Here is a 15,934-nt window from a genome sequence, read left to right as displayed (position 1 = left end):
CGCTGCACGACCGTCTTACAAGATTTTTAAAGGAAATTACAATAGCTACTGACAAGTCACATCGCATCAATGGCGAAATCACTGCCCCTGAAATGCGTTTAAGCGGGGTCGATAACGAGCCACTCGGTATCGTAAGTTTGGCTGAAGCCTTCCGCCTGGCGGAAGAGGCAAACGTCGACCTGGTGGAAATTGCGCCTACCGCGCAGCCACCGGTGTGCCGTTTGATGGACTACGGCAAATTTAAGTATTCGGAGCAAAAGAAAGCTCACGAAGCCAAATTGAAGCAAAAGATCATCCTCGTGAAGGAAGTCAAATTCCGTCCGGGGACTGATGATGGTGACTACAATATCAAGTTGCGTAATCTCATCAAGTTCCTCGAAGATGGCGATAAAACCAAGATCACCTTGCGTTTCCGCGGTCGTGAGATGGCGCATCAGGATATTGGCTTCCGCATGCTGGAACGTCTGAAAGCCGATCTGGAGCCGTACGGCCAGGTCGAGCAGTTCCCGAAGATGGAAGGCCGCCAAATGATCATGGTTCTTTCGCCTAAGAAGAAGAAGTAAGATACAATAGCGTTTTACTGTGGGTGGAAACTGCTCGCGCCGGCATTGGCGCGGTGTCAAGCCCCAGGCAGAATTTGCGCGGCCCGGTCAGCAATGTCCGGGCCGCGTGAACTGTAGTGGACTCGCATCCGCTGCACAACATGTGAAAGCAGGCATCTAAGCGCAGCGTCGTGTTGCCACCTGCAATCCTGTTATAAATGGAGCTGTCCGTAAGAGGACAGATTGCTATGCCTAAAATGAAGACCAAAAGCTCCGCGAAAAAACGTTTTCGCGTGCGTCCAGGTGGAACAGTCAAGTCGGGTCACGCGTTCAAACGCCACATCCTGACCAAGAAAACCACCAAAAACAAACGTCAGTTGCGCGGTACCCGTAACATCAACGCATCGGATGTCACATCCGTCATGCGCATGATGCCGACTGCTTAATCTCACACTCAATTTAAGGAGTTACTATGCCTAGAGTAAAACGTGGGGTTACAGCTCGTGCCCGTCATAAGAAGATTCTTGTTCAAGCTAAAGGCTACCGTGGTCGCCGCAGCCGTGTATACCGTGTTGCCAAGCAAGCAGTTATGCGCGCTGGCCAATACGCTTACCGCGATCGCCGCAACAAGAAACGCGTTTTCCGCCGCCTGTGGATCGCCCGTATCAACGCCGCTTCCCGTGAGCATGGCGTAACGTACAGCGTATTCATGAACGGCTTGAAAAAAGCAAATATCGAACTGGACCGTAAAGTCCTGGCCGATATGGCTGTGATGGACAAGCCAGCATTCGCTGCGATTGTCAACGCAGTTAAAGCAAAAATCGCTGCGTAAGCATCGGTCATTGCACAACGTCATCCGTAGGGTGACGTCATAAAGAGCGGGGCAGGGGTTTTAACACCTTATGCCCCGTTTCCGTTTTTGATTGTTGGATTTTAGATAACTGAGTCCAGAATTGATGTCCAAAACAGGAAATGCCGCATGAACTCCCTAGAAGAACTCGTCGTCTCGGCCCAGGCTGACTTTATCGCCGCCGCAGACGCTGCCGCACTTGAAAACGCCAAAGCCCGCTACCTGGGCAAGACTGGCCAGATTACTGAAATGATGAAGGGCCTGGGCAAGCTGGACCCGGACGCGCGCAAGGCGCAAGGCGCCTTGATCAACGCCGTCAAAGTGCAGATCGAGGACGCGCTGACGGCGCGCCGTGATGCGCTGGCCGATGCCCAGATGCAAGGCCGTCTGAACGCCGAAGCGATCGACGTGACCCTGCCAGGCCGTGGCCGCATGCCCGGCGGCATCCATCCCGTGATGCGCACGTGGGAGCGTGTCGAGGAAATCTTCCGCTCCATCGGTTTCGACGTGGCCGACGGCCCCGAAATCGAGAACGACTGGACCAACTTCACGGCGCTCAACAGCCCGGAAAACCATCCAGCCCGTTCCATGCAAGACACTTTCTACATCGACGGCAACGATACCGATGGCAAGCCCTTGCTGCTGCGCACGCACACGAGCCCGATGCAGGTGCGCTATGCGCGCACGCACACGCCGCCGATCAAGGTCATCGCGCCGGGCCGCACCTACCGCGTCGACAGCGACGCCACCCATTCGCCGATGTTCCACCAGGTCGAAGGCCTGTGGATCGCCGAAGACATCAGCTTTGCCGACCTGAAGGGCGTGTACCTGAACTTCGTCAAGGCATTCTTCGAGACGGACGATTTGCAAGTGCGCTTCCGCCCATCGTACTTCCCGTTTACGGAACCGTCGGCCGAGATCGACATCGCCTTCGGTTCGGGCCCGCTGAAAGGCCGCTGGCTGGAAGTGTCGGGCGCCGGCCAGGTGCATCCGACCGTGGTGAAGAACTTCGGCCTCGATCCCGAGAAATTCATCGGTTTTGCTTTCGGCTCCGGCCTGGAACGCTTGACGATGTTGCGTTACGGCATCAACGACCTGCGCCTGTTCTATGAGGGCGACTTGCGTTTCCTGAAGCAGTTCAACTAAGCATTGTTCCGTTTGATTCATGGCGCTTGAGCGCCTGTGCGCTCGCGCTGTGAGCTTTGACCCTTTGAAGGCTTGATTATGCAATTTTCCGAAAACTGGCTCCGTACCATGGTCGATCCGAAGATGACTTCGGACGAACTGGCCCATCTGCTGACCATGTCCGGTCTCGAAGTCGAGGACGTCGATCCTGTCGCGCCCCCGTTCTCGAACGTGGTGGTGGGCCTGGTCCTGGAGATGGAAAAACATCCGAACGCGGACCGCCTGAATGTGTGCCAGGTCGATGTCGGCACGGGCACCATGCTCAACATCGTTTGCGGCGCGCCGAACGTGCGCCCTGGCTTGAAAGTCGTATGCGCCATGGCCGGCGCCGTGCTGCCGCCTGGCGCCGATGGCAAGCCGTTTGAAATCAAGGTGGGCCAGCTGCGCGGCGTCGAGTCGCAAGGCATGCTGTGCTCCGCGCGCGAATTGAAATTGTCGGAAGAAAACGCCGGCTTGCTGGAATTGCCGGACGACGCGCCGATCGGCCAGAATTTCCGCGATTACTTTGCGCTCAACGACTTGAAATTCACCATCAAGTTGACGCCGAACAAGGCGGACTGCCTGTCCGTGCTGGGCGTGGCGCGTGAAGTGTCGGCCTTGACGGGCGTGCCCCTGAATGCGCCGCAGTTCCGCACCGTGCCTGTCACCAGCGATGAAGTGTTGCCAGTGAAAGTCAGCGCGCCGGACCTGTGCGGCCGTTTCACGGGCCGCGTCATCCGCGGCTTGAACGCCCGTGCCGCTACGCCGGACTGGATGAAGCAGCGCCTCGAGCGCAGCGGCCAGCGTCCGCTGTCGGCCCTGGTCGACATTTCCAACTATGTCATGCTGGAACTGGGCCGTCCCAGCCACGTGTTCGATCTGGCAAAGATCCACGGCAGCCTCGACGTGCGTTGGGGCAAGGCGGGCGAATCCGTCAAGCTGTTGAACGGCAATACCATCGCCGTCGACGAGTGGCTCGGCGTCATTGCCGATGAGCAGGAAATCGAATCCTTGGCCGGCATCATGGGCGGCGACGCTAGCTCCGTATCGGACGATACGGACAGCATCTACCTGGAAGCGGCCTTCTGGTGGCCGAACGCCATTCAAGGCCGCGCCCGCCGCTTGAATTTCTCCACCGATGCGGCGCACCGCTTCGAGCGCGGCGTCGATTTCGCCACCACCGTCGAGCACATCGAGCGCATCACGGCCCTGATCGTGGAAATCTGCGGCACGCCAGCCACGACCGTCGGCCCCGTCGACGACCACGTGGTGAACTTGCCGCAACGCCAGCCTGTGTCGATGCGCACGGCGCGCGCGCAAAAAGTCATCGGCGTGCCGCTCAACGATGAGTTGATCGCCGATATCTTCACGCGCCTGGCCCTGCCATTCACCCTGGCGGACGGCGTGTTTTCCGTGACGTCGCCCAGCTACCGTTTCGACATCGAGATCGAGGAAGACTTGATCGAGGAAGTGGCGCGCGTGTACGGCTTTGAAAACATCCCGACCTTGCCGCCCGTGGCCGCGAACGTGATGCAGATTGCACCAGAAAATACCCGCTCCTTGTTTGCGGTACGTCATGAGCTGGCCGACCTGGGCTTCCAGGAAGTGGTTAACATGAGCTTTGTCGATACGGCATGGGAGCGCGATTTCTCGGGCAACACGAATCCGATCAAATTGCAGAACCCGATCGCCAGCCAGATGAGCGTGATGCGCTCCTCGCTGATTGGCAGCCTGATCGCCAATGTGCGTTATAACCTGAACCGCAAGACGAACCGCGTGCGCATCTTCGAAGTGGGCGCCATCTACCAGCGCGACGACAGCGTGGAAAACGGTCCCCTGTCGGTGGCCGGTTACGCCCAGCCGAAGCGCGTGGCGGCCATGGCTTACGGCGCGGTGGCCGACGAGCAGTGGGGCCAGGCTGCGCGCACGGTCGACTTCTTCGACGTGAAGGCGGACCTGGAAGCGCTGTTCGCGCCGCTGGTCTTGCGTTTCAGCAAGGCGGAACATCCGGCCCTGCATCCGGGCCGTTCGGCCAACGTGGAGCTCGATGGCAAGGTCATCGGTTTCATCGGCGAACTGCACCCGCGCTGGATGCAAAAGTATGACTTGCCGCTGGCGCCCGTGCTGTTCGAAGTCGACGCCGCTGCCCTGACGCAACGAGTCGTGCCCGTGTACCAGGAAATCTCGAAATTCCCTGGCGCCAGCCGCGACCTGGCCGTGGTCGTCAAGCAATCGGTGGCCGTGCAGGATCTGCTCGACAGCTTCCACGCCGCCGCCAAGTCGAACCCGGCAGCGCGTATCGTGCAAGCCATTGTTTTATTTGATGAATATCGTGGAAAAGGTCTGGAAGCGGATGAAAAAAGCCTTGCTTTCCGGATTAGCTTGCAAGATACTCAAAACACCCTGCAAGACGATGTCGTCGATGGCCTGATGGCTGTCCTGGTCGATGCGGCCAAGCAGGGCCACGACGCGAAACTGCGTTCGTAATTACCGGACTGGCCGTCGCCTTGCGTGACGGCCTTTCCGTCGTCAACCGTAGACGAGCTTGCCATGTGGCGGGCTCGGGCGCACAGAAAAGGCAGGGCAGGAAAATTAATAACAGCGACGTTGATTCCGCCGTACTGCAGTCCGCACTGGCCGCAGATCTGCATCGGGCCATGCTGGTTGCCAAAGTGCGCCAGGAAGCGGAAAAAGATTTACCCACCTTGACCAAGGCGGAACTGGCCGAACTGTTGTTCGAGCAAGTGGGCCTGAACAAGCGCGAAGCGAAGGATATGGTCGAGACCTTTTTCGACGAGATCCGCAATGCGCTCGAGCGGGGCGAGGCCGTCAAGCTGTCCGGTTTCGGCAACTTCCAGTTGCGCGACAAGCCGCAGCGGCCGGGCCGCAATCCGAAGACGGGCGAAGAGATTCCCATCACGGCGCGCCGCGTCGTGACCTTCCATGCGAGCCAGAAGCTGAAAAGCATGGTCGAAGAGACCAGTCCGCTGGCACGTGCTGCCTGAGTGAGTGGCGATGAACGAGCGCATCAGTAAAACCGAGTTGATCGCCTTGCCGCCCATTCCGGCGAAACGCTATTTCACGATCGGCGAGGTGAGCGAGTTGTGCGGCGTCAAACCGCATGTATTGCGCTACTGGGAGCAGGAGTTTTCCCAGCTCAAGCCGGTCAAACGACGTGGCAACCGCCGTTATTATCAGCACCATGAGGTGCTGTTGATACGCCGCATCCGCGAATTGCTGTACGAGCAGGGCTTTACCATCAGCGGTGCCCGCAACAAGCTCGATAGTCGTGGTGCTTCGCATGCCATCGCCGACGAGCTGCCAGTGCTGCCGGCCGTGCCCGTCGCGCCGCAGGAAGCGCCGCTGGACCGCGTGTGGATACGCAATGAATTAATTGCGATTTTAAACTTGCTAAAATAAGATTTGTACCAATATAGGTGGGGTTGTCCGGTAGCAGTTGACTAAGTTGACTATACTGCATGGGCGCTCGGCCTTGGCGCTGACGCTACCGTACTGCGCGCCATATTTTGAATATAATGTTAATGTTGCGTTTTTGTTAGTGACGCTAAGCCGGAGCAGCGTTCAGGTTCCGGTAGTCTTTCCCAGGCCAGGAAAATTTAAGGGGAAACAATGATACGCGTTGCCATTTGTGATGATCACCAAATAGTACGAGCTGGATTCAAACAGATTTTTTCGTCGTCGAGCGATTTCAGTGTGGTGGCGGAAGCCGGTACGGGGCGCGAAGCGCTCGATATCGCCCGCCGCGAAATTTGCGATGTATTGCTGCTCGATATAGCCATGCCCGATCAGAGCGGCATCGATACCTTGCGCACGATACGCCAGGGCCAGCCGGAATTGCCCGTGCTGATACTCAGCGGCTATCCCGCGCAGCAATACGCGTTGAACCTGTTCAAGATGGGCGCGAATGGCTATCTGAACAAGGAATGCGAAGCCGACGAGCTGATGACGGCCGTGCGCACCGTGTTCCAGGGGCGCCGCTATGTCAGCTCCACCGTCGGCGAGTTGCTGGCGCAATCGTTCGACCGCGATACGAATGCCGCTTTGCACACGGAATTGTCGGACCGCGAATTCCAGGTCTTCCTGCGCCTGGCGCGCGGCGCCACCGTGTCCGATATCGGTGTCGCCTTGTCGCTGAGCATCAAGACGGTGAGTACTTACCGTACGCGCATCATGGAAAAAATGGGCTTGCAATCCAACAGCGACTTGACCTATTACGCAATGAAAAACAATTTGCTTGACTAGCGCTGCGGTGCGATCATGGAAACATGATCGCTCAGCCAGCCAGCCGGCACGACTTGTGCAGTGCAGCAGTTTGTGGCGAGGACTATAATTGGCCGGCGCCGGCGCTTTTTCCCGCGCCGAACCTTGCTAAGGATGCACATCAGGATGTATTTCACCGCTGAACCGGCCCCGAATCACCGCCTGCCCCTCTACAAGACGATCCTGTGCGTGACTTGCGCCTTGCTGCTTGTACTCAATGGTTTCAGTCTCTATCATAATCTGCAATCGCTGAAGGGCACGAACGCCTTGCTCAGCCAGAGCGCCCGCGTGGCTGACCGCCTGCAGTATTTGAATGTGCTCGTGCTCGATGCCGAAAGCAGCTTGCGCGGCTACTTCATTTCCGGCTCCGAAACCTATCTGGGGCCGTCGAAGACGGCGACCACGGAAATCGAAAACGAATTCAACGAGCTGCAAACCTTGCTCGCGGGCAGTCCTACCCAGTTGAAAAACCTGGGCCAGCTGAAAAGCTTGATCCGTCGCAAGATGTCGATGCTGCAACAGTCGATCGATGTCTACAAGCAGGGCGGGCTGGCCGAGATCGTCAACATTTCCCGCGTGACCGATGACCGCGCCACCATGGACGAGATCCGCCTGCAAGTGGTGATCATGACGCGCGAGCAGAATGAAGCGTTGTCTTCCGGCAGCGCCGCCTTTTACCATGAGTACCAGAAAGCCGTGCTGCTCGGCATCGGCATCAATGCCTTGGCCATCCTCGTGCTGATCATGTTTTACCAGCTGGTGCGGCGCAGTTTCCAGAATCGCGCGGCCGTCGAGTATGCACTGCAAAATGCCAACGACACCTTGGAGTCGACGGTCAGCAAGCGTACGGAGCAGTTATCCGTGCTGTCGCGTCATTTGATCAGCGTCAATGAAGTGGAAAAGGCGCGCTTGGCGCGCGAATTGCACGATGAACTGGGCGCCAACCTGACGTCGATCAGCATGGACCTGGGCGCCGTCACGCAGCAACTGGCGCACACGCAGCCGGAACTGGCCGCGCAATTGCGCCGCGCCAAGGCTACCTTGCTGGAAACGGTGGAACTGAAGCGCCGCATCGTCGAAGACCTGCGCCCCAGCCTGCTGGACAATCTGGGCCTGTGCGCCGCCATCGAAAGCTATTGCGAGGATTTTGCGCGCATGAGTTCCGTGCGCTGCGAAACGGACGTGGCCATCAATATCGACAACCGCGAAGCCACCCTGACGATTGCCCTGTTCCGTATCGTGCAGGAATCGCTGACCAACATCCTGAAATATGCGCGCGCCGGTATGGTCAGCGTGACCTTGAAGCGCAATGAGCACGGCCTGGTGCTGCGCGTGATCGACGACGGTATCGGCATCACGGAAGATGCGCTGCAAAAACCCATGTCGCACGGCTTGCTGGGCATGCGCGAGCGGGCCTTGTTGCTGGGCGGCACTCTCACCGTGCGCCAGGGGCCGGAAGGCAAGGGCACGTGCGTGGAAGCCGTGATTCCCCTGCCGCTGACGCCGGAGCCGGAAGACATCGATGCGGATGCCGAAGCGTAATTGAGGTTGCAGCTGAGGTTGCGGCAAAAAAATGGCCGGGCATGCAGCCCGGCCATTTTTTTTTATGTTGCCTGGCTTTCGCGCATCAGCAGCGGATCAGCAGCGTGATACGTCGCGCAGCAAGCGGTCGTATTCCGTCTTGGCCACCTTGTAGCACTCGCCCGCATAGCATTCCAGGCCGGCGCGGTCCAGCACCGTGATATTACCGCGGCGATAGTGGATCAAGCCTTCTTCCTGCAGCTTGCCGGCGGCGGCCGTGATGCTTTCGCGGCGCACGCCCAGCATGATCGAGATCAACTCTTGCGTCACTTTCAATTCGTTCGATGGCGAACGGTCCAGGCGGTCCAGCAGCCAGCGGCACAGCTTTTGCTCGATCGAGCTGTGACGGCCGCCGACGGCGTTCTGCGCCATTTGCGCAAACAGGGCGTTGGTGTAGCGCATCAGCAACTGGGGCAGGGCGCCGCCCTGGTTGAAGGCGTCGCGCAAGCTTTGCGTCTTCAGGCGGTAGCCGTAGCCGGCGCTTTGCACGACGGCCGTGCACATGGCGCGCTCGCCTGCCAGCAGCGAGGCACCGGCCACGCCTTCATGGCCGACGACGGCGATTTCCGTCGTGGCGCCGTCTTCCATGACATACAGCAAGGAAATGATGGCGGTGGTGGGGAAGTAGCTGTATTCCAGGTTGTTACCGTAGGCATACAATTCCTTGCCGAAAGGCAGTTCGACCAGTTCCAGGTCTTCGAACAGCGATTCGAGCGCGGCGCGCGGCAGGGCGGCCAGCAATTCATTCTGTTGGGCACTGCTGAGGCTAACCCGCGACGCAAGCTTGATTTCCCGACCGGCCGCAGGCATGGCGCGCGGCAGCAACTGGTTCTTCTGGACCGGGGCGATAAGTTGAGTATGGCTCATAGTATTCCTCACAGGCTTTTTACATCGGAGTGCGACTGCCGCGTTGCTGGTCAAAAAAGTTGCCGCATCCATCTGGAAACAGCGTTTTTTTTCGACCGCGCGGTGCAGATCGCGATGTAGCTACTTTAAAAGCTTATGTAAGTGGCGAACATAAGATTAGCAGTCGCCACTTTGTAGTCTCTTTTGAGGCGAAATTGTAGTCCTTGTCCTACGTGCACACTTTTGACTAGCTAGCCTTGCGCCGTTCTGCGCGATTTTGTGATATGACGCGCGGCTTGTTGGCGCTCCACAGGCCGGCCGGACGCACGCTGGGCAAGCCGTCGCGCATGGTTGCGGCGGGTGTCTGGCGCACGTTTGGCGCCTCGTGCTCCCCCAGGCGGAAGCGGCTGACGGCCTGCGTCAGCGCTTCGCCTTCCTGGTGCAGGCGCTGCGAACCGGCGCGCGCCTCGTCGACCAGGCTCGCATTCTGGCGCGTCATGTCGTCGATTTGCGCCAGCGCGCCATTGATGCGGGCGATTTCGCCATTCTGCTCGGCGCCGGCGCTGCTGATGCGCCCGATGACGACGGACACCTGCTGCACCGCGTCGACGACTTGCCGCATGGTGCTGCCGGCCGCGTTGACCAGGTCGCCGCCCGCGTCCACGGTGGCCACGGAGTCGCCGATCAGGCGCTTGATCTGCTGCGCCGCTTCGCTGGAGCGCTGCGCCAGGCTGCGCACTTCGGACGCGACGACGGCAAAGCCGCGTCCCTGTTCGCCCGCGCGCGCCGCTTCCACGGCCGCGTTCAGGGCGAGGATATTCGTCTGGAAGGCGATGCCGTTGATCACGCCGATGATGTCGACGATCTTGTGCGAGCTGGCCTTGATCGAGGCCATGGTCTCGACCACGGCGCTGACGGTCTCGCCGCCGCGCAGGGCCACTTCGGCGGCCGACGCCACCAGGGTGCGCCCCTGTCCTACGTGGGCTTCGTTGCGGCCCACGGTGGCCGTCAGCTCGCGCATCGAGTCCACGGTGGCGCCCAGCGCGTCCGCTTGCGTGGCCGTGTGGCCGGACAGGGCGGCGTTGCCTTGGGCGATATCGGCGCCGGCGGCGGCGATGACGGCCGCGCCGCCGCGGATTTCCTGCACCAGGGTGGCCAGGCCATGCGTCATGGCGCCGAAGTCGCGTACCAGGTCGCCGATTTCGTCGTGCGCCTGCGAAGTGATGCGCTGCGACAGGTCGCCCGCCGCCGCGGCGCCCACGGCCACGCGCAATTGCTGCACGTCGCGCGCGAACGCGGCATAAAAGCCCGCGCACAGGTAGGCGGCGGCCAGCAGCACCAGCAGCATGGCCGCCAGGATCAGGGCGCGGCGCGCCTCGTCGCGCGCGATGCGCTGCGCCAGCAAGCCGTCCAGCGCGGTGGCGGAGGCGCCGGACAGCGCGTGCAGGGCGTCGATGGCCTGCATGCCGGCCGCGTGGAATTGCGCGCCCGACGTCTGGTCGTAGGAATTCGTCACTTCATTCTTCGTGCGTTCGAGGAAGGCCAGCGCGGCCGGCACGGCTTTCAGGGCCGGCTGCAGGCTGGCGCGCAATTCCGGCTTGGCCGCGATGATTTCGTCGAAGCGGGCCGGCAGGCGTTCCAGTTCATGGCGCGCGATCAGGGCGTTGGCATTGACGAGTTGATCTTCATTCGCCTCGAACAGGCCCGTGTCGATGTAGGCGGCGCCGCGCCCGCCGATGTCGGACAGGCTCTCGGCCAGGTCGGGCAGGGTGGCGGTGAAGGCGGCGCTCAGGTGGTTGGCGCCCGCGTCCGGGTCCAGGCTCAGGTGCGAGCGGTCGGCCACCAGCTGGCCCAGCTTGGCCGCCTGGCGCAGCAGCGCCGTGTGCGCCGCGTAGCTGTCGCGCGCCGCGAGGCCCGCCTGGCGGCCCAGCAGGGCTTGCCACTGTTTCGTCAGTTCGGCCGCCTGGGGCAGGCCGGCGCCCGCCGGCAAGCGCGCCAGGGCGGCCAGCGCGGCCGTGATGCGCGCATTCAGGGCCGTGTTGTCCATGCCCGCCTTGCCGCTCAGGCGCAAGTGCTCGAGGCCGCGCCGCTGCTGCAGCAGCCGCGTGCCTTCCTGCAACTGGCGCACATAGGCCACGCCCCGCTGCGCATCCTGCGCCTGGGCCAGCGACTTGCCCAGTTCCGAGATCAGCAGGGTGGTCGCCAGCGCCAGCGGCAGCAGGAAGACCAGGCAGACAAGCATGAATTTGGGCAGCAGGCGCAAGCGCTGCATGAGGCGGATGGCGGGGGTGAGGAGCATTTTCATCGGGTTTCCAGGGTAGGGTGACAACATTTCTGCAGTGCAATGTTGCCTGCGGATTGTGACCCCTTGATGAAGTGCGCCGCGATGCGGTCAGTTTTGCCGTTCGCCAGAGTGAAGCAGTTCACACGGAAGGCCGATCCTTCTGTAAAATCGAGGGTTTTTTGCGAGGGCCATATTATGGTCACCAATATGGCCAACGAGAACGACATCAACACCCCCGATTCCAGCGACAGCGCGGACAACGCCGCAGCGCCGGTGAGCAGCAAGGCGCCGGCCGTGATCGCGCGCGAAGTGCAGCGCCGCCGCACCTTCGGCATCATTTCCCACCCGGATGCCGGTAAAACCACCCTGACGGAAAAACTGCTGCTGTTCTCGGGCGCGATCCAGATGGCCGGTACCGTCAAGGCGCGTAAATCGGGCCGCCACGCGACGTCGGACTGGATGGAGATCGAGAAGCAGCGCGGCATTTCCGTCGCTTCCTCGGTGATGCAGTTCGAATTCCGCGACCACGTCGTCAACCTGCTCGACACCCCGGGCCACCAGGACTTCTCGGAAGATACCTACCGCGTGCTGACGGCGGTCGACTCGGCGCTGATGGTGATCGATGCGGCCAAGGGCGTGGAAGCGCAGACGATCAAGCTGCTGGCCGTGTGCCGCATGCGCAATACGCCGATCGTCACCTTCATGAACAAGATGGACCGCGAGACGCGCGATCCGCTGGACCTGCTCGACGAACTGGAATCGGTGCTGAAGATCCAGTGCGCGCCCGTCACCTGGCCTATCGGCATGGGCAAGAACTTCCGCGGCGTGTACCACCTGCTGAACGACGAGATCATGCTGTTCAAGGCAGGTGAAGAGAAGGCCGACGGCGCCTTCGAAATCATCAAGGGCATCGACAATCCGCGCCTGCAGGAGATGTTCCCGCTTGAGATGGATCAATTGCGCATGGAAGTGGAACTGGTGCATGGCGCGTCGAACCCGTTCAACCTGGAAGAATTCCTCTCCGGCGTGCAGACGCCCGTGTTCTTCGGTTCGGCCATCAACAACTTCGGCGTGCGCGAGATCCTGTCCGCGCTGGTCGACTGGGCGCCGGCGCCGCGCGAGCGCGACGCCACCGTGCGTTCGGTGGCGCCGTCCGAGCAGCCATTTACCGGTTTCGTCTTCAAGATCCAGGCCAACATGGACCCGGCCCACCGCGACCGCATCGCCTTCCTGCGCGTGTGCTCGGGACGTTTCGAGCGCGGCATGAAGGTCAAGCACTTGCGCCTGGGGCGCGAGATCAAGGTGTCGAACGTGGTGACCTTCATGGCTTCCTCGCGCGAACAGGTGGAAGAGGCGTACGCGGGCGACATCATCGGCTTGCCGAACCATGGCAACATGCAGATCGGCGACAGTTTTTCCGAAGGCGAGATGCTGACCTTTACGGGCATCCCGTACTTCGCGCCGGACTTCTTCCGCTCGGTGCGCATCCGTAATCCCTTGAAAATCAAGCAGTTGCACAAGGGCTTGCAGCAGCTGGGCGAAGAGGGCGCGGTGCAGGTCTTCAAGCCGGTGCAGGGCGGCGAGCTGGTACTGGGCGCCGTCGGCGTGCTGCAGTTCGAAGTGGTGGCCAGCCGTTTGCTCAACGAGTATGGCGTGGACGCCGTGTTCGAAGGCACCAGCATCAGCAGCGCCCGCTGGGTCAGCTGCGACGACAAGCGCATCCTGCAGGATTTCGAAAATGCGCTGGGCCACAACGTGGCCTACGATGCGGCCGGCAACATGGCCTACCTGGCGACATCCGGCGTGAACCTGCGCCTGACGGAAGAGCGCTGGCCGAAGCTGACATTCCACGCCACGCGCGAGCATTCGGCCAAGCTGGCCTGATGACTCTGAGGTAGCGACGAGGGGCAGAACCACTGGTTCTGCCTTTTTTTACGCCGGCAGGATCGTGCGCGTACTCCAGTCGCGCCGTTCCAGCAGCAATGCCGTCAACTGCGCCGCCGTCATCGGACGCGCGAAGAAGAAGCCCTGCACATTGTCGCAGCCCGCTTTGCGCAAGAACTCCACCTGCTGCAGCGTTTCCACCCCTTCGGCCACCACTTTCAGGTGCAGGCTGTGCGCCATGGCGATGATGGCCGTGACGATCGCTTCGCCCTCGCCGGGCAGGTCGTGCACGAAGCTGCGGTCGATCTTCAGCTGGTCGATGGGCAGGCGTTTCAAGTACGACATCGAGGAATAGCCGGTGCCGAAATCGTCGATCGACAGGTGGATGCCCGTTTCCTGCAGGCGCCGCATCAGTTCCACGTTGGCGTGGACATTGTCCATCAGGACGCCTTCCGTGATTTCCAGCTCCAGCAAGCCATGCGGCAGCTGCGTTTCGTCCAGGATGGCGCGGATATCGTCCATCAGGCCCGGATCGCGCGCCTGGCAAGCCGACAGGTTGACGGCCACGTGTTCCAGTGAGTCGAGCAGACCCGCCTTGCACCAGGCAGCTGCCTGGCGGCAGGCGCTTTGCAGCACCCAGCGTCCCAGGTCGACGATGATGCCGCTTTCCTCGGCCACGGGGATGAATTCGGCGGGGCTCAGCTGGCCCATGTCGCGGCAATGCCAGCGTATCAGCGCTTCCACGCCGACGATGCGCCCGCTGCGCAAGTCGATCTGCGGCTGGTAGTGCAAATACAGTTCCTCGTTCTGCAGGGCGCGGCGCAGGTTCGCTTCCATGCGCAGGCGGCGCTGCGCGCGTAACTCCATTTCGGCCTTGAACACGGCGTAGCGGTTCTTGCCCTGGTGCTTGGCGTGGTACATGGCCGTATCGGCATTACGCGTCAGGGTGGCCACGTCCTGCGCGTCGAACGGATACAGGCTCACGCCGATGCTGGCGCTGACGTACAGCTGGTGGCCTTCGAGGGCGAACGGCGCGGCCAGCACGGCGAGGATCTTGCGCGCCACGCTGGCCATCTCCGAGGCGTCGTCGGCCGGTTCCACGATGACGACGAATTCGTCGCCGCCGATGCGGCAGATGATGTCGGTGCCGCGCAGGATGGCCACCAGGCGCTCGGACACGAGCTTGAGCAGCTGGTCGCCGCAGTGGTGGCCCAGCGTATCGTTGACGATCTTGAAGTTGTCCAGGTCCAGCAGCAGCAGGCCCACGCTGCTGTCCTGGCGGTCGGCGCGCGCCAGCGCATAGGCCAGCGCATCGTTGAATTCATGGCGGTTCGGCAGCTGCGTGACCGGGTCGACGTGGGCCAGGTAGTGCAGATGGCGCTCCGCATGCAGGGCGGCGGTGCGCGTGCGGCGCACCATCAGGAAGGTCAGGCCGAACGCGCACAGGCAGACCAGCAGGGTGAAGGCGGCAAATTGCGCCAGGCTGGCGTACAGCGGCGCCAGGCTGGCGCGCAGGTATAGCGCGCCGCCGCCGGGCAAGGCCGTCAGGATGGCAGCGCTGCCGTCCAGGTAATCGATCTGCAGGCCGTTGCGCGGCGCCGTGGGAGCGGTATCGCTGCCGCTGCGCGCGTAGCGGGCAAACGGCGTGCCATAGGGGCTGTAAAGCAGTGCTTGCCGGATATGCGGGGCGGCGGCGAGGGGAGCGAGGAGTTGTTGCGCTGCAAGACGATTATCCTGGCGCATGGCCTGCGTGGCGGCAGGCGCCAGCATGTCGGCCTGGATGCGCAGCGTGCGCTGGAAGGATGCCTGGAGGGAAAACAACTGGAAGAGGATCAACAGCAGGCTGGCCATGGCCAGCATGGCCGCGGCGGCCAGCAAGTTCAGCCTGGCTATGCGGTCGCCGCGCAATTGCGCCGACGGCAGCATCAATGGCGCCATCATGACGCTTTCTCCTGCCGGCCCCGCTTGCCGCCGCCCCGTGTGATCCCGCCTCGCCCTGCCATACTTTACGTTCCAGTCTGATGAAAACCGAAGTGAGCCGGAACTCTCGACGTGTTGTTAAGGCCGACATATTGTCATTTTGCAGCGTGAAAGTACAGGGCGCGCGGCAATTTTGTCTGCATGCCACAGGCCAGTGGCAGCAGGCTAAGTAGGTCGTAATAAATTATTGTGATTTCTGACTTCCATAACCGGCGCTCTGCGGCGTTACCCGCTGCTGGCAGTGCCTGCACTGCGTCGCAACGGGCGCCTTGCAGCGCATCCGGTTCTGTTCGTCATAACTTCACAATAATTTCCCACGACCTCCTTGGGCGACAAGTCAGGCGGAAAAGGTGGGGCGTGTCTTTCTAATAATAATCCAAGCTGAATTTTAATCCTTTTTTTGCCGGCTGTTTTTTTCCTTTAAAAACATGCTGACAATAAACAAAATGCCATCAAGAATAACTTCAATGGCCCCGGCATCGCGGCGCCGATTAACTTTTTGTCCGCATGGGCCATTGCAAG

Annotated in this window: 13 protein-coding genes; 10 read left to right on the top strand and 3 right to left on the bottom strand. The window is 61.0% G+C overall.

The features are described 5' to 3' along the window. Positions 1 to 2 precede the first annotated feature (2 nt). The 9 genes from infC to O3301_RS22290 all read left to right on the top strand — a co-directional run bounded on the left by infC (position 3) and on the right by O3301_RS22290 (position 8,379). Entirely contained in the window at positions 3 to 563 is a 561-nt protein-coding gene (gene infC, locus O3301_RS22330; protein ID WP_205711303.1) for a translation initiation factor IF-3, read from the top strand. A gap of 227 nt (positions 564 to 790) precedes the next feature. Next, complete coding sequence (rpmI, locus tag O3301_RS22325; protein ID WP_038493025.1) at positions 791 to 988, top strand: 50S ribosomal protein L35; 198 nt, start codon at positions 791 to 793, stop codon at positions 986 to 988. Positions 989 to 1,014: 26 nt separating this feature from the next. Then, a complete protein-coding gene (gene rplT, locus O3301_RS22320; RefSeq protein ID WP_010399214.1) occupies positions 1,015 to 1,374 on the top strand; it encodes a 50S ribosomal protein L20 in 360 nt (119 codons plus the stop codon). Between the two features lie 147 nt (positions 1,375 to 1,521). Next, entirely contained in the window at positions 1,522 to 2,538 is a 1,017-nt protein-coding gene (pheS, locus tag O3301_RS22315) for a phenylalanine--tRNA ligase subunit alpha (RefSeq protein WP_034751917.1), read from the top strand. 78 nt (positions 2,539 to 2,616) lie between these two features. Further along, positions 2,617 to 5,043 (top strand): phenylalanine--tRNA ligase subunit beta, encoded by a 2,427-nt coding sequence (gene pheT, locus O3301_RS22310; protein ID WP_305057527.1) that lies wholly within the window; start codon positions 2,617 to 2,619, stop codon positions 5,041 to 5,043. A 170-nt stretch (positions 5,044 to 5,213) separates the two neighbouring features. Then, positions 5,214 to 5,561, top strand: coding sequence for an integration host factor subunit alpha (locus O3301_RS22305; RefSeq protein WP_010399205.1), 348 nt, complete (start codon positions 5,214 to 5,216; stop codon positions 5,559 to 5,561). 10 nt (positions 5,562 to 5,571) lie between these two features. Next, a complete protein-coding gene (locus tag O3301_RS22300) occupies positions 5,572 to 5,976 on the top strand; it encodes a MerR family transcriptional regulator (RefSeq protein WP_099667408.1) in 405 nt (134 codons plus the stop codon). A gap of 210 nt (positions 5,977 to 6,186) precedes the next feature. Next, positions 6,187 to 6,819, top strand: coding sequence for a response regulator transcription factor (locus tag O3301_RS22295; protein ID WP_034783185.1), 633 nt, complete (start codon positions 6,187 to 6,189; stop codon positions 6,817 to 6,819). Positions 6,820 to 6,963: 144 nt separating this feature from the next. Next, positions 6,964 to 8,379: a CHASE3 domain-containing protein gene (locus O3301_RS22290; protein WP_077406205.1), complete on the top strand. Its 1,416-nt coding sequence runs from the start codon at positions 6,964 to 6,966 to the stop codon at positions 8,377 to 8,379. Positions 8,380 to 8,475: 96 nt separating this feature from the next. Here the strand turns inward: O3301_RS22290 and O3301_RS22285 are convergent, their stop codons facing one another. Next, the gene (locus O3301_RS22285) at positions 8,476 to 9,285 is read right to left on the bottom strand and encodes a Crp/Fnr family transcriptional regulator (RefSeq protein WP_034783188.1); all 810 of its coding nucleotides are present in this window, start codon (positions 9,283 to 9,285) and stop codon (positions 8,476 to 8,478) included. 226 nt (positions 9,286 to 9,511) lie between these two features. Continuing rightward, a complete protein-coding gene (locus O3301_RS22280; protein ID WP_305057526.1) occupies positions 9,512 to 11,569 on the bottom strand; it encodes a methyl-accepting chemotaxis protein in 2,058 nt (685 codons plus the stop codon). 174 nt (positions 11,570 to 11,743) lie between these two features. On the opposite strand from O3301_RS22280, the gene O3301_RS22275 reads away from it, so the two are divergent. Further along, positions 11,744 to 13,432: a peptide chain release factor 3 gene (locus O3301_RS22275; protein WP_369811518.1), complete on the top strand. Its 1,689-nt coding sequence runs from the start codon at positions 11,744 to 11,746 to the stop codon at positions 13,430 to 13,432. A gap of 48 nt (positions 13,433 to 13,480) precedes the next feature. Here O3301_RS22275 and O3301_RS22270 read toward each other — a convergent pair whose 3' ends face one another. Further along, entirely contained in the window at positions 13,481 to 15,373 is a 1,893-nt protein-coding gene (locus O3301_RS22270; protein WP_289914231.1) for a bifunctional diguanylate cyclase/phosphodiesterase, read from the bottom strand. Between the last annotated feature and the right edge of the window lie 561 nt (positions 15,374 to 15,934).

Source organism: Janthinobacterium sp. SUN211 (assembly GCF_030587315.1).
Classification (GTDB): Bacteria; Pseudomonadota; Gammaproteobacteria; order Burkholderiales; family Burkholderiaceae_D; genus Janthinobacterium; species Janthinobacterium kumbetense.
Note: the sequence above shows the minus strand (reverse complement) of the source record. Positions and strands in the feature narration are given on the sequence as shown.